Annotated in this window: 19 protein-coding genes and 1 pseudogene; 10 read left to right on the top strand and 10 right to left on the bottom strand. The window is 74.1% G+C overall.

Annotation, left to right across the window (positions count from 1 at the left end; genetic code table 11):
- Positions 1-3: 3 nt before the first annotated feature.
- On the bottom strand, positions 4-1,056 hold the full coding sequence (locus QOM21_RS09295) for a DUF4349 domain-containing protein (protein WP_407549278.1): 1,053 nt from the start codon (positions 1,054-1,056) through the stop codon (positions 4-6).
- Positions 1,057-1,314: 258 nt separating this feature from the next.
- Between QOM21_RS09295 and hemG the strand changes: the two genes are divergently transcribed.
- Both hemG and hemQ read left to right on the top strand, forming a co-directional pair.
- Positions 1,315-2,784: a protoporphyrinogen oxidase gene (hemG, locus tag QOM21_RS09290; protein ID WP_407549277.1), complete on the top strand. Its 1,470-nt coding sequence runs from the start codon at positions 1,315-1,317 to the stop codon at positions 2,782-2,784.
- Positions 2,772-3,536: a hydrogen peroxide-dependent heme synthase gene (gene hemQ, locus QOM21_RS09285; RefSeq protein ID WP_407549276.1), complete on the top strand. Its 765-nt coding sequence runs from the start codon at positions 2,772-2,774 to the stop codon at positions 3,534-3,536. The genes hemG and hemQ overlap by 13 nt, the downstream gene beginning before the upstream one ends.
- Positions 3,537-3,615: 79 nt before the next feature.
- On the opposite strand, the gene QOM21_RS09280 is transcribed toward hemQ, so the two are convergent.
- The 5 genes and pseudogenes from QOM21_RS09280 to QOM21_RS09260 form a co-directional block, all read right to left on the bottom strand.
- Complete coding sequence (locus QOM21_RS09280; RefSeq protein ID WP_407549275.1) at positions 3,616-5,310, bottom strand: alpha/beta hydrolase; 1,695 nt, start codon at positions 5,308-5,310, stop codon at positions 3,616-3,618.
- Positions 5,311-5,445: 135 nt separating this feature from the next.
- On the bottom strand, positions 5,446-6,567 hold the full coding sequence (locus tag QOM21_RS09275; RefSeq protein ID WP_407549274.1) for a TIGR04222 domain-containing membrane protein: 1,122 nt from the start codon (positions 6,565-6,567) through the stop codon (positions 5,446-5,448).
- A 99-nt stretch (positions 6,568-6,666) separates the two neighbouring features.
- Entirely contained in the window at positions 6,667-7,704 is a 1,038-nt protein-coding gene (locus QOM21_RS09270) for a TIGR04222 domain-containing membrane protein (RefSeq protein WP_407549273.1), read from the bottom strand.
- A gap of 3 nt (positions 7,705-7,707) precedes the next feature.
- Positions 7,708-9,055, bottom strand: a pseudogene (locus tag QOM21_RS09265) (DUF692 domain-containing protein).
- Positions 9,056-9,297: 242 nt separating this feature from the next.
- Complete coding sequence (locus QOM21_RS09260; protein ID WP_407549272.1) at positions 9,298-10,122, bottom strand: peptidyl-tRNA hydrolase; 825 nt, start codon at positions 10,120-10,122, stop codon at positions 9,298-9,300.
- 173 nt (positions 10,123-10,295) lie between these two features.
- On the opposite strand from QOM21_RS09260, the gene QOM21_RS09255 reads away from it, so the two are divergent.
- From QOM21_RS09255 to QOM21_RS09240, 4 genes are all read left to right on the top strand, one after another.
- Complete coding sequence (locus QOM21_RS09255; protein ID WP_393893537.1) at positions 10,296-10,973, top strand: AIM24 family protein; 678 nt, start codon at positions 10,296-10,298, stop codon at positions 10,971-10,973.
- 43 nt (positions 10,974-11,016) lie between these two features.
- Positions 11,017-11,979, top strand: coding sequence for an ATP-binding cassette domain-containing protein (locus QOM21_RS09250; protein WP_407549271.1), 963 nt, complete (start codon positions 11,017-11,019; stop codon positions 11,977-11,979).
- Complete coding sequence (locus QOM21_RS09245) at positions 11,976-12,644, top strand: ABC transporter (RefSeq protein WP_407549270.1); 669 nt, start codon at positions 11,976-11,978, stop codon at positions 12,642-12,644. Before QOM21_RS09250 ends, QOM21_RS09245 begins: the two co-directional genes overlap by 4 nt.
- A gap of 81 nt (positions 12,645-12,725) precedes the next feature.
- Positions 12,726-12,938, top strand: a complete 213-nt coding sequence (locus QOM21_RS09240; RefSeq protein WP_407549269.1) for a hypothetical protein — start codon at positions 12,726-12,728, stop codon at positions 12,936-12,938.
- A 78-nt stretch (positions 12,939-13,016) separates the two neighbouring features.
- On the opposite strand, the gene QOM21_RS09235 is transcribed toward QOM21_RS09240, so the two are convergent.
- On the bottom strand, positions 13,017-14,393 hold the full coding sequence (locus QOM21_RS09235; RefSeq protein WP_407549268.1) for an alkaline phosphatase PhoX: 1,377 nt from the start codon (positions 14,391-14,393) through the stop codon (positions 13,017-13,019).
- A gap of 146 nt (positions 14,394-14,539) precedes the next feature.
- Positions 14,540-15,664, bottom strand: coding sequence for a cell division protein ZapE (zapE, locus tag QOM21_RS09230; protein WP_407549267.1), 1,125 nt, complete (start codon positions 15,662-15,664; stop codon positions 14,540-14,542).
- Between the two features lie 67 nt (positions 15,665-15,731).
- Here zapE and QOM21_RS09225 point away from each other — a divergent pair, with 67 nt between their 5' ends.
- Together QOM21_RS09225 and QOM21_RS09220 are read left to right on the top strand one after the other, a co-directional pair.
- A complete protein-coding gene (locus QOM21_RS09225; protein ID WP_407549266.1) occupies positions 15,732-16,574 on the top strand; it encodes a pyrimidine reductase family protein in 843 nt (280 codons plus the stop codon).
- Between the two features lie 161 nt (positions 16,575-16,735).
- Complete coding sequence (locus QOM21_RS09220) at positions 16,736-17,215, top strand: indole-3-glycerol phosphate synthase (protein WP_407555619.1); 480 nt, start codon at positions 16,736-16,738, stop codon at positions 17,213-17,215.
- Here the strand turns inward: QOM21_RS09220 and QOM21_RS09215 are convergent.
- Positions 17,160-17,894 (bottom strand): ABC transporter ATP-binding protein, encoded by a 735-nt coding sequence (locus tag QOM21_RS09215; RefSeq protein WP_407549265.1) that lies wholly within the window; start codon positions 17,892-17,894, stop codon positions 17,160-17,162. The genes QOM21_RS09220 and QOM21_RS09215 overlap by 56 nt on opposite strands.
- Positions 17,891-18,970: an FtsX-like permease family protein gene (locus tag QOM21_RS09210; protein WP_407549264.1), complete on the bottom strand. Its 1,080-nt coding sequence runs from the start codon at positions 18,968-18,970 to the stop codon at positions 17,891-17,893. Before QOM21_RS09210 ends, QOM21_RS09215 begins: the two co-directional genes overlap by 4 nt.
- A 182-nt stretch (positions 18,971-19,152) precedes the next feature.
- On the opposite strand from QOM21_RS09210, the gene QOM21_RS09205 reads away from it, so the two are divergent.
- Both QOM21_RS09205 and QOM21_RS09200 read left to right on the top strand, forming a co-directional pair.
- Positions 19,153-20,415 (top strand): sensor histidine kinase, encoded by a 1,263-nt coding sequence (locus QOM21_RS09205; protein ID WP_407549263.1) that lies wholly within the window; start codon positions 19,153-19,155, stop codon positions 20,413-20,415.
- Positions 20,412-21,050: a response regulator gene (locus QOM21_RS09200; RefSeq protein ID WP_407549262.1), complete on the top strand. Its 639-nt coding sequence runs from the start codon at positions 20,412-20,414 to the stop codon at positions 21,048-21,050. Before QOM21_RS09205 ends, QOM21_RS09200 begins: the two co-directional genes overlap by 4 nt.
- Positions 21,051-21,094 lie beyond the last annotated feature (44 nt).

Raw genomic sequence — 21,094 nt, 5'->3', positions numbered from 1 at the left:
CCGTCAGCCACCTTCCGGCGAGCGGGTGGCCCCCCTGCCGCCGGAGGGGGCGGACCTGTCCGCCGCCGGGTCCGCGGCGTCGTCCTCGGCAGACCGGGGACCGGCGGGCTGTTGCGGGAGCGTGGCCTTCGCGGTGTCCCCGCCCGCGCCACGCCGCCGGCGCAGACCGGCCGGCATCCGGTTGCGGATCAGCCGCCACAGCCCGTACAGCAGGGACCCGGCCACCGCGAACGGCAGCACCGCGCCGGTGACCACCAGCACCCACCGCACCGCGGCCGTGAAGGCGTGCCAGCCGCCGGAGAGCGCGTCCCCGAACGACGTGGGGTCGTCCGACTCCTCCTCCGGGGCCGCGTCCGGCTCGCGCAGCAGCAGCGTGACGGTGGCCGTCCCGGTCCGGTCCTTGAGGGACTTCAGCTGGGCCTGGAGGGACTCCAGGTTCGCCTGGCGGGTGGTGAGTTCGGACTCCAGCGAGACGATGTCACTGATCGTCGTCGCCTTCTGGAGCAGCGTGCGGACGCGCGCCACACTCGCCCGCTGCGTCGCGATCCGGCTGTCGACGTCCACCACCTGGTCGGTGACGTCCTTGGCCGAGACCTGCCGGGAGACGAGCTTGCCGAGGCCGGAGAGCCGCGCCAGCACGGCGTCGTACTCCGCGGGGGGAACCCGCAGCACGATCCGCGACCTGTCGTGACCCTCCGAGTCCTGATCGGTGGTCTCGTCACCGACGTAGCCGCCCGCGCCGTCCACCGCGGCCCGTGCCTTGGCCACGGCCGCGGGCACGTCCTCGGTCTGCACGGTGACCGTGGCGGTCCTGATGATCTGGGCGGCGGCCGCCTTCGGCGTCCTGTCGTCGCGGTCCGAGCCGTTCGCACCGTCCGGCGCCGCCTTGCCGCTCTCCGCGGTCGCCCCGCCCTCGACGCGGTCGCCCGCTCGCTGCCCGCCCGGCGCGTACCGGCCGCCGGCCGCCTCGTCCGGCGCGACCGCCCCCTTGTCGGACTTCGCGTCGGCGGTGGTCGCCTCGCCCGCCGCACCGCACCCGGCGACGGTCAGGGACACCGCGAGCAGCACACCCGCCGTGGCCGCCCGGCGCGCGCGCCCGGCCGGTGGGCCCCACGTTCCCCTTGCTCGTCGTGCTCCGCGCATGACCTGTCCCCCCGAAGTGGTGTGCCGGTGTTGCCTCTTCGACGGCCCTTGGCGGCCCCGGGTTGCCGTCCGCAGGTCCCGATGAGGTCACGGTCAGGACTCCGTGCGGACTCCCGGCCGCCGCCGGGCCCGACCAGCCGTGGGCCCGGCGGCCTCTGAGAGAGTGGGGACATGAGCGCAGCGCACACGGTTACGGGCCGGGAGCCCGGCAGCGTCGGGCACGTCGTCGTCATCGGCGGGGGCATCTCGGGTCTGGCGGCGGCGCACCGCCTCCTGGAGGGCGGCGCCCGGGTGACGCTCCTGGAAGCCTCCGCCCGGCTCGGAGGCAAGCTGCGCGCGGGCGAGATCGCGGGCGTACCGGTCGATCTCGGGGCCGAGTCCATGCTCGCCAGGCGCCCGGAAGCCGTGCGGCTCGCCCGCGAAGTCGGCCTCGGCGACCGGCTGCAGCCGCCCACCACAGCCTCCGCGTCCCTGTGGACCCGCGGCGCCCTGCGCCCGATGCCCAAGGGACATGTCATGGGTGTCCCCGGGGACCTCGACCTGCTCGCCGCCTCCGGGGTGATCTCCGAGGAGGGGCTGGCGCGGATCGCCCGGGACGAGACGCTGGAGCGCACCGAGGCGGGCGAGGACGTCGCGGTCGGCAGTTACGTCGCGGCCCGGCTCGGCCACGAGGTCGTCGACCGGCTCGTCGAGCCGCTGCTCGGCGGCGTCTACGCGGGCGACGCCTACCGCATCTCGATGCGCGCCGCCGTCCCGCAGCTCTTCGACGCGGCCCGCGCCGAGCGGTCACTGATCGCGGGCGTACGGGCCGTGCAGGCGCGTGCGGCCACGGCGGCGGCGCCCGGCGGACCGGTCTTCATGGGCATCGAAGGGGGCATCGGGACGCTGCCCGGTGCCGTGGCCGACGCCGTGCGCGGCGCAGGGGGAGAGATCCTCCTCGCCACCCCGGTGCGGGAGCTGAGCTGGGCGGCAGGGGAGGGCTGGACGGTCCGCGCCGGCGACCGGTCGATCCGGGCGGACGCGGTGGTCATGGCCGCGCCTGCCGGCGACGCGGCGCGCCTGCTGCGCCCCGGCTGCCCGGCCGCCGCCACCGAGCTGGCCGGCGTCGACTACGCCTCGATGGCGCTGGTCACCATGGCCTTCCGCCGGTCCGACCTGCACACGGTGCCCGAAGGCAGCGGCTTCCTCGTACCGCCCGTCGACGGCCACCGGATCAAGGCCGCGACGTTCGCCGGCCACAAGTGGGGCTGGATCGGGGACGCCGACCCCGACCTCTTCGTTCTGCGCACGTCCATCGGCCGGTACGGCGACGACGCCGACCTGGAGCGCGACGACGCCGAACTGGTCGCTCTCTCGCTCGCCGACCTGGGCGCGGCGGTCGGTCTGGCCGCCCGGCCGGTCGCGAGCACCGTGACCCGCTGGGACGGCGGCCTGCCGCAGTACGACGTCGGCCACCTGGCGCGGGTGGCGGCGATCCGTGAGGCGGTGGCCGGCCTGCCGGGTGCGCTGCGGGTGTGCGGCGCGGTCTTCGACGGCGTCGGCATCCCGGCCTGCGTCGGCTCCGCGCGGCGTGCCGCGGACGAGATCCTCGGGACCCTGACGCCGGGTGCCGTCCGGAGCGAGGGACAATGGACGGCATGACAGACGCTTCCACCCCCGCTTCCGAGGCCGGGACCTCCGCGGCCGCGCCGGAGAAGTCCCCGAACGCCGGCAAGAAGGCGAAGGACCTCAACGAGGTCATCCGCTACACCCTCTGGTCGGTCTTCAAACTGCGTGAGGTGCTCCCCGAGGACCGCAGCGGCTACGCCGACGAGGTCGAGGAGCTGTTCGCGCAGCTCTCCGCCAAGGACGTCGTGGTGCGCGGCACCTATGACGTGTCCGGCCTGCGCGCCGACGCCGACCTCATGATCTGGTGGCACTCCGAGAGCTCGGACGCGCTGCAGGAGGCGTACAACCTCTTCCGCCGCACCCGCCTGGGCCGCGCGCTGGAGCCGGTCTGGTCGAACATGGCGCTGCACCGCCCCGCCGAGTTCAACAAGTCGCACATCCCGGCCTTCCTGGCCGACGAGGTCGCCCGCGACTACGTGAGCGTCTATCCCTTCGTGCGCTCCTACGACTGGTACCTCCTCCCCGACGAGGACCGCCGTCGGATGCTCGCCGACCACGGCAAGATGGCCCGTGGCTTCCCGGACGTCCGCGCCAACACCGTGCCGTCGTTCTCGCTGGGCGACTACGAGTGGATCCTGGCGTTCGAGGCCGACGAGCTCTACCGCATCGTCGACCTGATGCGTCATCTGCGTGCCTCCGAGGCGCGTCGGCACGTCCGCGAGGAGATCCCGTTCTACACCGGCCGTCGCAAGCCGGTCTCCGAACTGGTCGCCGGCCTGGCCTGATCGCACAGCACAGCACTGCGGGCCGCCCCTCGTAGGGGACGGCCCGCAGTGCTGTTCCTCGGTGCCGCAGCTGTCGGCGCTACTTCTTCCGCACCGCCGGCTTTCCCGGCTCCGGCTCTGCGCGCGGGGCGCAGTACACCCGGTGCCCCGGGACCTTGCCGCGCAGCAGATACGCCTCGGTGTACGCGTTCACGCAGTTGTTGTCGCCGAGGGCGATGCCGTGCGTACCCGCCTTGTTCTCGGTGACCAGCGCGGCGCCGGCCAGCCGCCGCTGCAGCTCCAGCGCGCCCGGGTACGGCGTCGCCGCGTCCCGCTCCGCCGCGAGCAGCAGCACCGGGGGCAGCGCGCCGGGCTCCGTGCGGACGTCGACCGGGCCGTGGCGGCCGGGGTTGAGCGCATCGTCCACACCGGTCGCGGCGGCGTGCGCGGTGGCCTCGGCCAGGCCGTTGTCGGCGCTGCGGTTGCCGCCCTCGGCGGCCTGGCGGACCGCCTTGTCGGCCGCGGCCTGGATCCCGGCCTGGGCCGACGCCGAGCGGTCGGGCCAGTAGGCACAGGGCAGGTTCATCCAGGCGTTGTCCCAGGTCTCGAACGGTGCCACCCGCGCGACCTCGGTGTTGTCGCGGTCCCAGGTCTGCCAGTCGCGGGGCCACGCCGCGTCGTTGCACTCCACGGCGGTGTACACGGCGTTGCCGTTCTCCTCGGCCTTGGCGCCCTCCGCCCGGGGCGTGGCCTGGGCGATCAGCGGCTTGGCGTTGCCGTGCAGAAAGCCCGCGAGCGCCTCGGCGCGCAGCGGCCAGTAGGCGTCGTTGTAGCCGGTCTTGAGGTAGGCGGCCTGGAGCTGGGCGGGCCCGATCTTGCCGTTGAGCGGGGTGCGGCGGACCTTCTTGACGGCCGAGTCGTACGAGCGCTGCACCGCCTTGGCGTCCTTGCCGAGGCGGTAGTGGGTGTGGTGCTTGGCGACCCAGCTCAGCCAGTCGCCCCAGCGCCGCTCGAAGGCGATGTTCTGGTCGAGGTTGTTGCGGTACCAGATCTGCCGGGGGTCGGGGTTGACCACACTGTCGAAGACCATCCGGCGCACGTGGCCCGGGAAGAGCGTCGCGTAGACGGCACCGAAGTACGTGCCGTAGGACGCGCCCATGTACGTCAGCTTCTTCTCGCCGAGCGCGGCCCGCACCATGTCCAGGTCGCGGGCGTTGTTGACCGAGTTGTAGAACGGCAGGTCCGCCCCGGCGTTGCGGGCACAGCCCTGGGCGTACGCCTTGGCCTGCGCCTGCTTCTGGCGCTTGAACTCGTCGGTGGGGTACTTCTGGCTCTCGGTGGGGGACTTGGTGTACTCCTGCGGGTTCTGGCAGGAGAGCGGAGCCGACCGGCCGACACCGCGGGGCGCGTAGCCGACGAAGTCGTAGGCGCGGGCCGTCTTGCGCCACTTGGGGAGCGCGCCGTAGAGCGGGAATTCCATGCTGCTCGCGCCCGGACCGCCGGGGTTGAAGACCAGGGCGCCCTGGCGCTCCTTGGGCGCGGTGGCCCGGATCCGGCTGACGGTGAGGTCGATCTTCTTGCCGTTGGGGCGGGCGTAGTCGAGCGGGACGGTGACCTTGCCGCACTCGACGGTGGCGGGCAGATGCTCCACCGGTGCGCACCGGCCGAAGGTGATGGGGTGGGGGACAGGGGCCGGCGGCGCTGTCGAGGGCCCGGTTGCACCATCCGCCGGGGCGGTGGCGAGGGCGGTCAGGACCAGCGACCCGATGGTGCCGTACAACGCGAGTGCTCTCACGAACGTCCCTTCGTGTGGTGCGTGGTGCGCGGCGCACGGCGAGAGGCTGGTGCACTGGGCCGCACGGTGTGCATACAAAAGGGATAGTTGAGGCGGTCGTTGCCGATGTAAAGCACCGGGCACCGGTGTCGGCAGCTATACCCCGGAAGAGTGGAGCGCGGCCCGCAGGGCGGGATCGGCGAGCGCGTCGGGCCCGTGGACGGCGAGCGCCGTGAGGGTGGCACGGGTGTCGGTCGTCCCCTGCCCCGGGCACCTATGGCGCCGCGCGCGCCTGCTCCGCCCGCCGAGTCGTCCGAGAGCACAGATACCCCTGCGGTCCGTTTCGTCACCGCTGGCCCTACCGGTTCCGGCGTCCCGTTCGGTGACTGCGCGTCCGGCGCGGCCGCCGTACCGCCCGGCCCGGTCGCCGGCGGCCGCGACCCGCCGCACCAGATGCTCGCCCGCCGCGGTGGCCCAGCGGGTGTACGGGTGGATGTCCACCCGGGCCATCGCCCAGGTACCCGTGGTGAGCACCAGGGGGAGGGCGAACCAGGCGAGCATCGGCCCGGCGGCCCTGCCGGACGGGGTCATCCACAGAGCCGCCGCCGCGGTCAGCAGCACCACGACGGTGGCCCACCGTAATTGGCGCACCGAGTGACCGACGTCCCTGCGGGCCGCTTCGGGCTGCGCGAGACCGGCGGTGACGAGGCGGCCGGCCAGCGCCCGCACCGCGTCGGATCCGTCGAGGGCACCGCGCACCGCCGGTATCGGGCGCTGCCCGTCCGGGCCGATGGCGGTGAGTGTGGCCCGCTCGACGGCGTCCCTGCCGACCGGGTCGACGACGGTCGCCCACCCGGTGTGGGCGAGCAGCAGCCGGTCCTGCTGAGCCATCGACACCAGCGCGACGTCCGCCAGCCGGTGTGGGCCACCGGTGAGGTAGGCCGTCTCGTACAGGGTGAGCGACGGCGGGCCGTGGCGCTCGGTGACCTCCCGGTCCGTGCCGTGGCCGGGCGCCGGGCGGGCGCCGCCGTCCGGAGCCCGGGCGGCGGCGAGCGCCGTCCGGCAGACACATACGCAGGAGAGGACGGCCACCGCCCAGGCGACGAGGAGAAAGAGGAGCCACATGGCGGAAGGTTCTACGGGACGGACGACGCCCGCCGCCACGCGGTTTCTCGATATCTGGAAGGCAGTTGGCGGCGGGGCGGCGAAGGAGCGGGTCGGCGTGGCGAGGAACATGGCCGGTTTCGTTTGGTCCTGCGCCCGGACCTGGGCGTTCACCTGCGCAGTTTCCGCCCCGCCCCGCCCCGCCCCGCCCCGGAGCGGCCCGGAGCGGCCCGGGCATCCGGGCAGGCGCTCTCCCGGGTCTCCCGGCCCGCGTCAGCTACCGCAGCTGGAGCCCCCGCCGCAGCTCGACCCGCCGGAGGACGACCCGCCGCAGCTGCTCGACCCGCTGCCGCACGACGAGCCGGACGACGAACTGCCGCACGACGAGCCGCCCGACGACGAACTGCCGCACCCCGAACCGGAACCCCCGTCGGAGGAACCGCACCACGACGCCGCCCCGTCGCCCGGAGAACTCCAGCCCGAGTCGTACCCGGAGGAACCGCCGGAGGTGGTGCCGGAGCCGGTGTACGCCTGGGCACGCTGTGCCTCCGCTAGCTGCTGCCGCAGGAGCTCGTCCGTGAGCAGGGCCGTGCCGCCGAGCGCCACCACGAGTCCGGCGGGTCGCAGGGCCGCGCCCGTGGCAGCGGGGCCATGGGCCACCCGCGCCGTGTGCAGCGCGAAGGCCCCCGCCTTGGTGATCCGGCGGCCGGCCGTGCGCTTGCAGACCGATCCGACGATGACGCCCACGAACACCGCGGGGGCGACGGTGAAGAAGGTGGGCGGCTCGTCGAAAGCGTCCCCGGTCGCTCCCGAGAGCGTCAGCGGCACACTGAGGAGGAAGACCGCCACGCACGCCGCCACCTGCGCGCCGGCCATCCGCCGCCAGATCCGGGAGCGCCGCGGATTGCGCATCAGCCCCCGCGCCTCCAGCCGGTCGCCGATCTGCTGTACCGCCGCGCTGCGCATCGTGCCGGCGCGCAGCATGGCGAGCGCCCCACCCGGTGTCCGGGCGAGGGTGTCCAGTACCGCCTGCTCGACCTGGTCCCGGGCGACGGCCTGACGAACGGTCACCACACCGGGGCCTCCGATGGCGAGCCGGCCGTCCTCGTAGAGAGCGGCGATCGCGGCGTCCGCGACACGGGCCGGACCGCCGGCAAGGAAGGCGATCTCCCACGGGTCGTGAGTCGGGGCGGACACCAGGCGGGTGGACGGCGTCCGCCGGCCGGAGCTGACCACTCCGATGACGAGCAGCAGCGACGAGGCGAGGACGCCCGCGTACACCCCTTGCGCGAAAGAGATGTCGAAAGACATGGCTCACCCCCGGCCCAGTGCACGCCGCAGGGCGCGCGCAAGACGGGGCAGCGGTCCGGCCGACGGCGGCCGTGGCCCCGCGCGGTCGCGCCACCACTGCGTCAGCTCCCGGCGCGCGGCAGCATCCCGGGGGAGCTCCTGGGCCAGCAGAAACGAAGCGAAGTCCAGGGCGTCCTGCCGGTAGCCGCCGCTCATGGGGCGGTGCCGTGCGTAGTCGGTAAAGGCGGCCCGGTAGCCCTCGCCGAGGATCTCGGGCAGCTCGGGAGCCACCTTGGTCACGACGGACGCCCGCTTGGCGGTCAACGCCCTGCTCTGCACCCGGAGCCGGGCGCGGTCGAAGCCTTCCGGGGCCGGCGTCCCGGCGACCAGAGCCGACAGCAGCGCGGTCTGCGCGAGAGCGAGCCGCTGCCGCGCCGCCTCGGTGCCGGTCTCCGGGGCCTTGTCGCGGTCGGCCTGCGGGGCCGGCGACCCGGTGTCGGGTCCGGGCCCGCTGTGGCCGGTCATGGACTCACGCCGCCCGGACATGGCGGGCCTCCTTCAGCACAGTGCGTATCGCGTCGAGTTCACCGGCGAGCTCGCCGCCCTCGGGGAAGTCCTCGTCGCGCTCCAGCAGCACCCCGGGCGGAGTGATGCGGGCGCAGAGTTCGGCGAGTACGTCCAGGACGGGCCGGGTCACGGGGTGGGCGTGGCTGTCGTGCCACACACCGTCCCGCTCCACGCCGCCCGCGACATGGACGTAGGCGATGGCCTCGACCGGCAGCGCGTCCAGTGCGGCGGCCGGGTCCTCGCCCCGGTTGACGTGGTTGGTGTGGAGGTTGGCGACATCGATGAGCAGCCGTACGCCCGTCCGCTCGACGAGCGCGGTCAGGAACTCGCCCTCGGTCATCTCCTCGCCCGGCCAGTTGATGAGCGCGGCGATGTTCTCCAGGGCCAGCGGTACGGGCAGCGCGTCCTGGGCGATCCGGACGTTCTCGCAGAGCACGTCCAGCGCGTCCCGGGTGCGCGGCACCGGCAGCAGATGGCCGGCCTCCATCGGGGGTGAGGCGGTGAGCGGTCCGCCGCCCCGGACGAAGGCGATGTGTTCGGAGACCAGCGGTGCGCCCAGGGCCTCGGCGCGTTCGGCGAGGGCGGCCAGCCGGCCCGCATCGGGACGTTCCGCGCCGCCGAGGCCGAGCGAGACGCCGTGCGGGACGACGGTGGTGCCGCGGGCGCGCAGTTCCTGCACGGCCGGCGGGAGATGGCCGGGGCAGATGTTCTCGGCCACGACCTCCACCCAGTCGACGCCGGGCAGTTCCGCGATCTCCGCGGCGATTTCCGGCCGCCAGCCGATTCCCGTTCCCAGACGCTCCATAGCTCCCCCGTCCCCTCCGTGGTGTGGGTACTCTTCACCCCGCCACGGCAGGCCGAACCCTGCAGCCCCGCGGTTCAGAGGTTGATTTGAGCTTTACCGGGGATGCGGTGCGGCTCCGGCGCGAAGCTGCGGGCACTCCCGCCGCGCCGCCGCGCCCTCGGGGGCAGCCTTCGTCGGGTGGCCGGATCCGCCCACTGCCGTCAGCACGGACACCGGGCGCCGCAGCGCCGCACGCGCTGCGCTCAGTGGCTGACCGGCGGCGTCCGGCGCAGTGCGGGGTGGTCGGCGACGACCGTGCACGAGCCCGGGGCGACTTCCGTGAACCCGGCGTCCTGGACGACGGGCAGCCCGCTGCGGGTCAGCGCTTCCCAGGCGGACGGTGCCGCGGAGCGGACGGCCAGGGGAAAGCCGGTGGCGCGCCAGGCGGCCCGCTCCTCCGCGGTCAGGCCCCACCACGCCAGCTGTGCGCCGTGCCCGGCCTGCGCCATCTCCTTGCCCGCCGACATCTCCAGCTCGGGGTTGAACCACAGCACCGGCCGGTCCGCCGGGGGTGCCTCCGGGGCCGCCGGGTCGTCCAGTTCGGTGCCCGAGACCTGGAGGCGTGCGAGGTCCTTGGGCCAGCCGTCCAGCGGCACCGGAGGATAGACCCGCACTTCGGCGCGGTCGCCGCGGACGGTGATGCCCGGCAGCTCCTGGGCCCGCCGCCACTCGGCGCCGCGGGCCCGCCGCACCACCTTGCGGATCTGCGCGTCCTGCCAGTCCCGCACCGCGGCGGCCCACTCGCCCTCGCCGACCGCCCGCTCGTCCGACAGCAGCACGAGCACGGCGCGCGCCGCCGTCTCCAGCGCGTCCGTACGGGCCGGCGGTTCGGCCCGCTCGATCCGCGCGACCAGCGGCAGCACGAACTGCGGCGCCGCTTCCGGGCTCGTCTCCTCGCGGGCGGCCGGGGCGTCCTGAGGAGTCGGGACCTCCTGGGGCGCGGCGGAGTGGGGAGCGGGGCGGCCCTGGCCCGCGGCGTCGCTGCTGCCGAGGGAACCGGTGGCTCGGGTGGTCTCTGCGCTGGTCACCCGCCCAGTTTGCCAGCCGCCTACGACAGCGGCGCAGCCACCGCCGGGGCGGCGGGCTCCCACCGGCGGCCCACCGTCAAGGCGCACGGCGGCGCGATCGGCGGCGAGCCCCCTCTGCGCTCGGCCCGCGGATTCCACCACCCTCCGTACCCGTTCGGCCTAGCATCCTGGCCATGAACAGTGACCTCTTCGCCTCCGAGAACATGGCCACGCAGGCCACCGCACCCGGCCTCACGCAGCAGAACGCGAAGTCGCTCAAGTACGCGCTGGAAGGGGAGTGTTACGCGCGCCAGGGCGCGATGATCGCCTACCGCGGCGACCTGCAGTTCGAGAAGCAGGGACAGGGCGTCGGCAAGTTCCTCAAGCGGGCCGTCACCGGCGAGGGCCTGGCGCTGATGGCCGTCCGCGGCAAGGGCGAGGTGTGGTTCGCGCACGAGGCCGCCAACTGCTTCATCATCGACCTCGCTCCCGGCGACGGCATCACCGTCAACGGCCGCAACGTGCTGTGCTTCGACCCGTCGCTCGCCTACGAGATCAAGGTGGTCAAGGGCGCCGGCATGGTCGGCGGCGGACTGTTCAACTCCGTTTTCAGCGGCCAGGGCAAGCTCGGCGTGATGTGCGAGGGCAACCCCATCGTCATCCCCGTCTCCTCACAGGCCCCCGTGTTCGTCGACACCGACGCGGTGGTCGGCTGGAGCAGCTCCCTGCAGACCTCGCTCCACCGGTCGCAGAGCATGGGCTCGATGCTGCGCGGCGGCTCAGGCGAGGCCGTCCAACTCCGCCTGGACGGCGAGGGTTTCGTGATCGTACGGCCCAGCGAGCTGCGCCCCGAGAAGTCCGCGGGCAACTGATCCGGCTACTGTCGGCGGATCGCGGGGGAGAGAGGGAAGGCCCATGAGGCTGAACGGAGTCGGGCGGCGCTACGGGGTACGGGGGGACTGGGTCCTGCGGGACGTGCACCTGGACGTACCCGCCCGCGCGCTGCTGCGCGTCGAGGGCACCAACGGCAGCGGGAAGTCCACGCTGCTGCGGCTGCTGGCCGGGATCGACCGGCCCTCCACCGGGCGGATCACCGGACGCCCGCGCACTGCGTACGTCCCTGAGCGGTTCCCGGCCGCCCTGCCCTTCACCGCGGTCGGCTACCTCACCCACCTCGGCCGCGTGCACGGTCTGCGCGGCCCCGAAGCGGACCGTCGCGCCACGGAGTGGCTCACCCGCTTCGGGGCGGCCGGGCACGCGCGCACGCCGCTGGCCGACCTGTCGAAAGGGACGAGCCAGAAGGTCGCCGTCGCCCAGGCGCTGGTCGCCGAGCCCGAACTCCTCGTCCTGGACGAGGCGTGGACCGGTCTGGACGCCGCGGCGCGCGGTGAGCTCGACCGCGCGGTCGCGGAGCGGGTGGCGGCCGGCGGCACCGTCGTCTTCGTCGACCACGACCCGCGGCGCCTGGCCGGCGCGGCCGATGTCCGCTACCGCGTCGCCGACGGGCGGCTGCTGGCCGAGGAGTCGGACGCGGTGCCCGGAGACGGCGGAGCGGAGGACCGTGGCCCCCGCGTGATCATCGACGCGCTGGGCCCGCAGGGCAGCGCCACGCACCCCGGTGCGCACGGCCTGCCGGGACATCCGGACCTGGCCCCGGGCCCCGAGGGTTCGACCCGGCTGAGCGTCCCGGCCGTCCACTCGGACGCCCTGCTGCGTGCCCTGCTCACCGCCCGTCCGCCCTGGCACATCCGCGCGGTGACCGCGGCCCCGCCCGAGGGAGGGACGGGATCTGCCGAGCACTTCCCCGACCCCCACTCCGCCCCCGCCCCGGACCCCAGCCCCGGTCCCGGCCCCGAAGAGGAGCTTCCCCTCCCGTGACCGCGTTGCTCCGCTACCAGGCGGCCCTGCTCCTCGGCTCGCACCGCTGGCTCCCGCCCGCGATCCTGTACGCCGCGTTCCTGGCCGTCGGCGTGCAGACCGGCGGCCCCGTGCTCGACGCGTACGGCTACGCCGCCGCCGCGCTGCTTCCCCTCGCGGTGTGGCTGACCCGGATCTGCGTCGGCAACGAGCCGCCGGCCGCCCGCAACTGCACCGCGGCCGCCGCCGGACCCGGCCGCGTGCACCTCGCCTGCGTCCTGACCGCGGCGGGTGCCGCACAGCTCCTCGGGCTGGTCGGCGTCGTCTTCGTCGCACTGCTCTCCGACCCGCACTCCGCCGATCACCGCGTCGCCGTGCCGGTCCTGCCCGCGGCAGGGGCCGGGCTGCTCGCCCAACTCGCCTGCGTGCTGCTGGGCACCGCGATCGGTGCGCTGTGCAACTGGCCGGTCCTGCGCAGCCCCGCTTCCGCCGTACCCGCCGGGCTGCTCGGCGCGCTGCTGCTGCTCGTGCTGAGCGCCTCGCCCGCCAATGCCGCCGTATCGGGCCTGGTCACCGGCTCCGCAGACGGGACGATCCACACCCCGTGGCTGCCGCTGGCCGCCACCGTCCTGATCGCGGCCGCGGCGACGGCCGTCGCCTGCGCGCTCAGCTCCCGCCGGACCTGACGTCAGCCGGGTCCCGGGGCCGGCCCGCTCCCGGCCACTGGCCGCCCCGCCGCCGTGACCGACGGGCGTACGCTCGGAGGTATGGCAGCCACCGAAGCGCACCCGCGCGACCGCGACAGCGCCCCCGAGGGCACCGACGCCACAGGTACCGGTACGGACGCCGCTGCCGGTCCGCCCTTCGCCGACTGCGTGCAGTGCGGCGAGCCGACCGAATACCCGGTCACCCGCCCCGGCATCGTGCTGTGCCCGGTCTGCGAATGGCAGGAAGCCGAGCGTTCCGCCTGCTCCGGCTGACGTCCGGGACGCGGCGTCGCGCGGCCCTTGGGGTACCCGGGCCCCCGAGCGCCCGGGTACCCCATCGGCGCGTGTCCTTCAGTGGTGCCAGGGACCCGTCACGGCGAAGGTCGTGCCCGGCGTATAGCAGTTGACGTACATCGTCCGGTGGTCCGGGGAGAAGGTCACTCCCGCGAACTCGCCCCACTCCGGCTTCTCCGGGGTGCCGATGTTCTGCCGGCCGCGTGCCATCGCATAGACCTCGCCGCGCCGGGTGAGGCCGAAGACGTGCTGCGCGCCCTCCCCGTCCTCACAGACCATCAGGCCGCCGCTGGGCGCCAGCGTGATGTTGTCGGGCGACTCGCCGGGCAGCTGGAGGTCGCTGTCCGGTCCGAAGGCGACCACCAGCGTGAGCCGGCGCCGCTTCGGGTCGTACTTCCACACCTGGCCGTAGTGGTCGCCCACCGAACCCTCGTCGCTGTGCGCGAAGCTGGAGACGAAGTACACGCAGGACCCGCCCCAGTAGCAGCCCTCCAGCTTCTGCGCGTGGGTGATGCCCTGGGGCCCGAAGTCCTGGAAGCGGATCGGGGTCTCCCGGGCCAGCGGGTCGGGGACGTCCACCCAGGAGACATGATCGAAGGTGGCGCCGATCTCCTGGACACCGGACAGGTCGGGAACTCCGGGGACGCGCAGGGCCTGCAGCCGGCCACCGGCGCGCAGCGAGCCCCGTCCGCCCCTCGGCTTCTCCGGGAGGAAGCGGTAGAAGAGACCGAACGGCTTCTCGAAGGCGTCCTCGGTCTCGTAGACGGTGCCGGTGCCGGGGTCCACGGCGATCGCCTCGTGCTGGAAGCGGCCCATCGCGGTCAGCGGGACGGCGCCGGTGCGGCGCGGGTCGTACGGGTCGACCTCGAAGATGAAGCCGTGGTCCTTGGTGTAGTTCTCCTCACCGGCCCGGAACTCGGTCTCCTCGCAGGTCAGCCAGGTGTGCCAAGGCGTGGGGCCGCCCGCGCAGTTGGTGGAGGTGCCGGCGATGGCGACCCGCTCGCTCCGGAGGTTGTTGTCCCGGTCGAGTTCCAGGGCCGTACACCCGCCCTCGCCGCCCGGGTCGTACGTCAGGTCGGGGACGGTGGGGACGGCGGAGCGGGATTTCGTGCGGTTCTCGTGGTTGCGGACGAGACAGGTGCGGCCCGACCGGCCGCCGGGGCCGGGGAAGGCCGCCATGCCGTCGCAGTTGCTGGGCACCTTGCCCTCGCCGGAGAGCAGCGGATCGCCCTCCCGGGAGAGGACCTTGTAGCGGAAGCCCTTGGGGAGGTCGAGCAGGCCGTCCGGGTCGGGCACCAGCGGTCCGTAGCCGCTCCCGCCCATGCTCTGGGCGGTGGCGGTACCCGCGAAGATCTCCGTGAGGCTTCCGGTGAAGGCGATTCCCGCCCCCAGCGCACCGGTTCTTGCCAGGATCTGACGTCGTGTCGCGGACATGGGCAACTCCCTGTTGGCGGACAGGTGACGTGACCCGCACGTGTGTATCACGCGACCACGCCGCCGGGAACCATGCGCGAAGCGCCGTCCCCCGGATGCACGGGGACGGCGCTTCGTCACAGCGGGGGACGGTGCGGGCGGCAGCCCTAGCCCCGGTCCACCACCAGCGGCCCCGCGTCGCGCGCCAGTGCCGTCAGCCGGGAGATGGCGCGGAAGTACTTCTTGCGGTAGCCGCCGCGCAGCATCTCGTCGCTGAACAGCTCGTCGAAGGGCTTGCCGGACGTCAGTACCGGCACCTCGCGGTCGTAGAGCCGGTCCGCGAGGACCACCAGCCGCAGGGCGGTGGACTGGTCGGGCACCGCCTGAACGTCGGTGAGGCAGACGGCCCGGATGCCGTCGCACATCGCGCCGTACCGGCTGGGGTGCACCTTGGACAGGTGCTCCAGCAGGGAGGGGAAGTCGTCGAGCGAGGCGCCGGCGGTGCGGTAGGCGGCGCGGGTGACGGTCTCGTCGTCGTACGGGGCGGGCGCCTCGGGCAGGCCGCGGTGGCGGTAGTCCTCGCCGTCGATGCGCAGCGGCCGGAAGTGGGCGCTCAGTCCCTGGATCTCGCGCAGGAAGTCGGCGGCGGCGAAGCGGCCCTCGCCGAGCTTGCCCGGCAGGGTGTTGGACGTGGCGGCCAGCGCGACCCCCGCGTCGACCAGCTTGCGCAGGAGGCTGGAGACCAGGACGGTGTCCCCGGGGTCGTCCAGTTCGAACTCGTCGATGCACAGCAGGCGGTGCTCGCTGAGCGTGCGCACGGTCTGCTGGAAGCCGAGCGCACCGACGAGGTTCGTCAGCTCGACGAACGTGCCGAACGCCTTGAGCTCGGGCGGTGCGGGGGTGGCGTGCCACAAGGAGGCGAGCAGGTGGGTCTTGCCGACGCCGTAGCCGCCGTCCAGATAGACACCGCGCGGACCCTTGGGGGCGGCCGGCTTCTTGGCGAACCAGCGCCGTTTGCCGGTGCCAGCCGCGCCGGCCCCGCCGTCGATGCTCTCGGCGAAGGCGCCGAGGACCCGGACGGCCTCGGCCTGGCTGGACTGGTTCGGGTCCGGGATGTAGGTGTCGAAGCGCGCGCCCTGGAAGCGCGGAGGCGGCACCATCTCGGCGACCAGGTGCTCGGCCGGGACATGCGGCGCGCGTGCGGTGAGGGCGACCGGGGCCGCCTCGCTCCCTTCCGCCGGCGGTTCGGCTATGGGAGCGGACTGCGGGGACGAGGGCTCGGAAGGTGACACAGCCGTCCAGCCTAGTCGCTCCGCCGTACTCGCCGGTCCGATGAGCGAGGCATGTCACACTGCCGCCATGCGACGCCTGTTCCCGCTCAGCTCCCCGCCCGCATCCCCGCCCCCGTCGGCTCACGACGGTGGGAACTCCGCTCCGGTCCCGGTGCCGCCGGACGTCGTGGACCGCGAATGGACGCTGGAGGAGCTGGCCGACGCCTATGCCTACCCGGCGGCGGACGAGCCGGTGCGGGCCGGCCGCACCGGCTGGCTGCGCGCCAACATGGTCTCCTCCGTGGACGGCGCGGCCCACCACGACGGGCGTTCGCAGCCCCTCTCCGGCGCCGCCGACATGCGGATCTTCGGCGTGTTGCGGGGCTTGGCGGATGCGGTCGTGGTGGGCGCAGAAACGGTTCGGCAGGAGGGGTACCGGCCGGCCCGCGCCCGCGCGGCGTTCGCGGCGCGCCGGGAAGCCGCGGGGCAGGGCCCGGCGCCCGCCATCGCGGTGGTGAGCGCGGGGCTGGAGCTGGACTTCTCGCTGCCGCTGTTCACCGAGCCGCTGGTGCCGACCCTCGTGTTGACCGGCGCGGGCGCACCGTCGGACCGGGTGCGAGCGGCCCGGGACGCGGGCACCGAGGTGCTCTTCGCCGGGGAGGGCATCGGCGTCGACCCGTCGCGGGTGGCGGCGGTGCTGGCCGAACGGGGACACGCCCGGCTGCTCACCGAGGGCGGGCCGAAGCTCCTGGGGCAGTTCGCGGCGGCCGGCGCGCTGGACGAGCTGTGCCTTTCGCTGGCTCCGGTGGTCACGGTGGGCGCCGCGGCGCGGATCATGAACGGGCCCGCCGTCGCCGTCCCGGAGCGGTTCGCCCTGGTGTCCGTACTGGAAGAGGCCGGGTTCCTGTTCACCCGCTACCGTCGGTCATGACAATCAGTGGAATTACCCGTTCCGCTTAGCTTCCGTTGGGCAGACTTAAGGCCAACAGGCCCCGTGTGGCGACGGGGCAGGACGAGTTCTGTCCGGGCGCCGTGCCACTCGGCGCCCGGAAGAAGAGAAGAAGGGCGCCCGTCGTGTTCACGAGCGTATTGATGATCGAGAAGCCTCTGACGCCCGCCGACGTGGAGTTCGTCACCACCCTGCATGGCGGCGACCAGATCTCCTTCGTCGTCCTCATGCAGCCGCGCGGCAAGCAGGACGTGCTGCTGCGGGCGATCGACGACGTCGCACTCGGCGAGTTCGACGACGCCGTCCGGGAGGGCGAGGAACCCGGAGGGGTCCGGGCGGAGCTCCCCGCCGAGCGTGCCCTCTCCCACACCCTGGCCGCACTGCGCGCCACCGGGGCGCAGGCCGTCGGGCAGGTGGTCGAGGACCACCCCCTCGACCTGCTGCGGTCCATGGTCGACCAGACCGACGCGGACGAGGTGATCGTGCTGACCACCCCGCACTTCGTCGAGGAGTTCTTCCACCGCGACTGGGCCTCGCGCGCCCGTCACAAGGTCGGTGTGCCGGTCCTCAAGCTGTTCTCGCACGCCGCCGACGATCCGGCCCAGGACTCCGCGGGGAGCTGACCGCGCCGCCGTGCGGGCGCAGCCGCCCGTCCAGCATCCCGGCCACCTCGTCCACCGCGTCCAGGTGGGCACGGTCGTGGGTGACCAGCACCGTCGCGGTCGCCCGCTCCCGCGTGAGCGTCGTCAGCAGCTCCAGGACCGCCGCGCCCCGCTCGTGGTCCAGCGCGCTGGTCGGCTCGTCCACCAGCAGCACCGCCGGATCGTTCATCAGCGCCCGCGCGATGTTGATCCGCTGCCGCTGACCGCCCGAGAGCTGGTGCGGCCGGCGGCCGGCCTGATCGGCGAGGCCGACTGCCGCCAGCAGTTCGAGCGCGCGCGGCCGGGCGCTGCGCGGGGAGCGGCCGTCCAGGTGCGCCATGACCTGCAGCTGCTCGGCGGCGGTCAGCGACGGCAGCAGGTTCGGCTGCTGGAAGACCGTGCCGATCGTCGTGCGCCGCAGTGACGTCAGCGCCGCGCGGCTCATCCCCGTGGTGTCGGTGCCGTCGATCACCACCCGGCCGCGGTCCGGGGCGATCAGCGTCGCGGCCACCGCCAGCAGGCTGGACTTGCCGGAGCCGGACGGGCCGATCACGGCGGTCACCCGGCCGGCCGGTACGGCCAGCGAGACCTCGTCCAGCGCGGTCAGCCGGGTGCCGCCGTCGGGGTAGGTGAGGGTGACATCGGTCAGTTCGAGGCTCATCGGGCACTTCCCAGGGCGGTCAGAGGGTCCACGGACGTGATGCGGCGGATGGACAGCGCGGCGCCCGCGGCACCGAGCGCGATCATGATCAGGGCGGGTACGAGCACGGTGGACGCGTCCAGCACGAACGGCACCGTGCCGCCCACCGCGGCGCCCACCCCGGCCGCGACGGCCGTGCCCAGGCCGGTACCGGCCACCAGCAGCACGACCGCCTGGCCGAGCGCGTCGCGCAGCAGAAAACCGGTGGAGGCGCCGAGCGCCTTCAGCACGGCGACGTCGCCGCTGCGCTGGATCGTCCACACGGTGAAGAACGCGCCGATGACCAGCGCGGAGATGGCGAACAGAAAGCCGCGCATCAGTTGCAGCGAGCCGTTCTCGGCGCTGTAGGAGCCGATCGCCTCAAGGGAGTCCTCGGTGGTGACCGTCGTCGTGCCGAGTGCGCGGTCGGCCGCGGCCAGATCGGCGGCACCGGTGGTGGACAGGGCGAGCACCGTGGCGCCGCCAGGGGCACCCGGGCCGCCGGCGGCCTTCCGCCCGTCACCGAGCGACGTCCAGATCACCGGTGTGTGGCTGTACATCGCCCGGCCCGACACGGCCGTGATCCGCACCGACCTGCCGCCCAGGGTGAGCGCACCGCCGGCCCGTACCCCGAGGGCCTCGGCGGCCTGCTCGGAGAGCACCGCCTCGCCGTCCCCGACCGCACCCTCCGCCGGTGCCAGCGCGGACCCGGGGCGCACACCGAACGCCGACACCGCGGCCGTTGTGCCGCCCGCCTCCGCCTTCGTCGTCGTGATTCCCAGCGGCTCCGCACGCCGTACGCCGGGCACCCGCGCCCACTCGCGCACGGTCCGCTCCGGCAGCGCCGCGTCGGCGAACGCGACGGCGCCGCCCTCGGCCGGCTCGGGGAACACCAGGTGATCCGCGGGCAATGCGGTGATCGCGGAGGTGTTCTCCCTGCCCAGGCCCGCCGTGAGCCCCGACAGCAGACCCACAAGCACCGTGATCAGCACGATGACGGTCCCCATCAGGGCGAACCGCCCCTTGGCGAATCCGAGGTCCCTCCAAGCGACGAACACAGACTTTTCCCACCTCGGCTCGGGCGCCGGACCCGCTGTCCGGACGCTGTGCCCACCGTCGCCCGCCAGGAGGGCCCCGGGCATCGCGCCCGCGAGCGGTCCCGGAGGATCGAAAGGCCCGGCCGCCCCTCCACCTTTTGATTGATGCCGCAGGCGGTCCGCGCACTTAGCCTGGGGAGGCCGTGACCGATCACCACCTCACCCCTGTCCTGCGGGTACTGCGCAGCTGCCTCCATCTGATGGTGGCCGCGCTGCTCGCCCTCGCCGCCGTACGGGCGGTCACCGACCGCACACCGGACGCCCCGGCCGTCGTCGCCACGGCCCTCGCGCTGCTGGCCCTCTACGCCGTCGGCCCCGCCCTGCCGCGTGTCCGCACCTCGCCGCCCGTGGCTGCCCTCTGGCTCGCGGCTCTCGCCCTGGGCTGGACGGTGCTGCTCGCGCTCACCCAGGACGGTGTCTGGCTGGCCTTCCCGCTGTTCTTCGTCGAGCTGCACCTGCTGCCGCTGCGCTGGGCCCTGCCCTCGGTCGGGCTCACCACCGTGGCCGCCGTCGCCGGCTTCGGTTGGCACACCCGCACCCTCGGTGTCGGCACTGCCGTGGGCCCCGCACTCGGCGCGGCCGTCGCGGTCGCCGTCGTCCTCGGCTACCAAGCCCTCTACCGCGAGAGCGAACAGCGCCGCCGGCTCATCGAGGAGCTCACCGCGGCCCGCAGCGAACTGGCCGACGCCGAGCACGCCGCGGGAGTCCTCGCCGAACGGGAACGCCTGGCCCGCGAGATCCACGACACCGTCGCGCAGGGACTGTCCAGCATCCAGCTGCTGCTGCGTGCCGCCGAGCGCGCGCTGCCGGAGCGGCCCGGGGCGGCCCTCGGCCATGTCCGGCAGGCCCGGGTGGCCGCGGCCGGCAATCTTGCCGAGGCCCGGCGGTTCGTCCGCGGCCTGACGCCACCCGATCTGGAGGCCGGCTCACTGCCCGCCGCTCTGGAGCGGCTGTGCGACAGCACCGCCCGCACCACCGGCCTCGCCGTGCGCTGCCAGGTCTCGGGGACACCTGCCGAGCTGCCCACCGCGCACGAGGTCGCCCTGCTGCGCATCGCCCAGTCCGCCCTCGCCAACACCGTCCGGCACGCGGCCGCCGGCCGCGCCGAGCTGACCCTGAGCTACATGGACACCGAGGTCGCCCTCGACGTCGTCGACGACGGCGCCGGATTCCGCCCCGACGAGGTCCCCGCACCGGGCTCCGCGGAGGTCACCGACAGCGGATTCGGCCTGGCCGCCATGCGCGCCAGGGCCCACGCCCTCCACGGCACCCTCGCCGTCGAGTCGGCGCCCGGTGAAGGCACCGCCGTCGCCGTGACCCTGCCCTGCCCGGCCGCGGAGCCGGGCGCCGCAGACGACCCGACGGTGCCCGTGGTGCCCGTGAGCGCCGGGGACACCGCCCCGTGACACCCCCGGCGCCCATCCGGCTGCTCCTCGCCGATGATCACCCGGTCGTCCGCGCGGGGCTGCGCGCCGTCCTGGAGACCGAACCCGGCTTCCGGATCGTCGCGGATGTCCCCACTGCTGAGGAGGCCGTCGAACTCGCCGGGCGGCTGGCCCCCGACGTCGTCCTGATGGATCTCCGGTTCGACGGCGAAATGCGCGGCTCCGGGGCCACCGCCGCCATCACCGCCCGCGAGAACGCACCCCGCGTCCTGATCCTGACCACGTACGACACCGACGTCGACATCCTCGCCGCCATCGAGGCGGGCGCCACCGGCTACCTCCTCAAGGACGCCCCGCCCGAGGAACTGGCCGCCGCGGTGCGCACCGCCGCCGCCGGGCAGTCCGCACTCGCACCCACCGTCGCGCTGCGCCTGATGGACCGGATGCGGGCCCCCGCCACCGCCCTCTCCCGGCGCGAGACCGAAGTCCTCCAGCTGGTGGCCGACGGCCTGTCCAACGCGCGGATCAGCAGGCAGCTCTTCCTCAGCCAGGCCACCGTCAAATCCCACCTCGTCCACATCTACGCCAAGCTGGGCGTCGACTCCCGCACCTCCGCGGTCGCCGCCGCCACGGCCCGGGGCCTGATCCGGCGCTGAGCGGGCCCCGCCCACGCGGCGGGACACACCTTGTCGGTGCCGGG

The organism is Streptomyces sp. Pv4-95 (assembly GCF_045782725.1).
Taxonomy (GTDB): Bacteria; Actinomycetota; Actinomycetes; order Streptomycetales; family Streptomycetaceae; genus Streptomyces.
The sequence above is the reverse complement of the archived record's forward strand: the minus strand, read 5'-3'. Positions and strand labels throughout refer to the sequence as shown.

Excerpts from the sequence above, each read along its gene's own strand:
- QOM21_RS09255 (WP_393893537.1), top strand. The coding sequence starts at position 10,296 with ATGAACAGTGACCTCTTCGCCTCCGAGAACATGGCCACGCAGGCCACC.
- QOM21_RS09240 (WP_407549269.1), top strand. The coding sequence starts at position 12,726 with ATGGCAGCCACCGAAGCGCACCCGCGCGACCGCGACAGCGCCCCCGAG.
- QOM21_RS09250 (WP_407549271.1), top strand. The coding sequence starts at position 11,017 with ATGAGGCTGAACGGAGTCGGGCGGCGCTACGGGGTACGGGGGGACTGG.
- QOM21_RS09270 (WP_407549273.1), bottom strand. The coding sequence starts at position 7,704 with ATGTCTTTCGACATCTCTTTCGCGCAAGGGGTGTACGCGGGCGTCCTC.
- QOM21_RS09225 (WP_407549266.1), top strand. The coding sequence starts at position 15,732 with ATGCGACGCCTGTTCCCGCTCAGCTCCCCGCCCGCATCCCCGCCCCCG.
- QOM21_RS09220 (WP_407555619.1), top strand. The coding sequence starts at position 16,736 with ATGATCGAGAAGCCTCTGACGCCCGCCGACGTGGAGTTCGTCACCACC.
- QOM21_RS09235 (WP_407549268.1), bottom strand. The coding sequence starts at position 14,393 with ATGTCCGCGACACGACGTCAGATCCTGGCAAGAACCGGTGCGCTGGGG.
- hemQ (WP_407549276.1), top strand. The coding sequence starts at position 2,772 with ATGGACGGCATGACAGACGCTTCCACCCCCGCTTCCGAGGCCGGGACC.
- QOM21_RS09215 (WP_407549265.1), bottom strand. The coding sequence starts at position 17,894 with ATGAGCCTCGAACTGACCGATGTCACCCTCACCTACCCCGACGGCGGC.
- hemG (WP_407549277.1), top strand. The coding sequence starts at position 1,315 with ATGAGCGCAGCGCACACGGTTACGGGCCGGGAGCCCGGCAGCGTCGGG.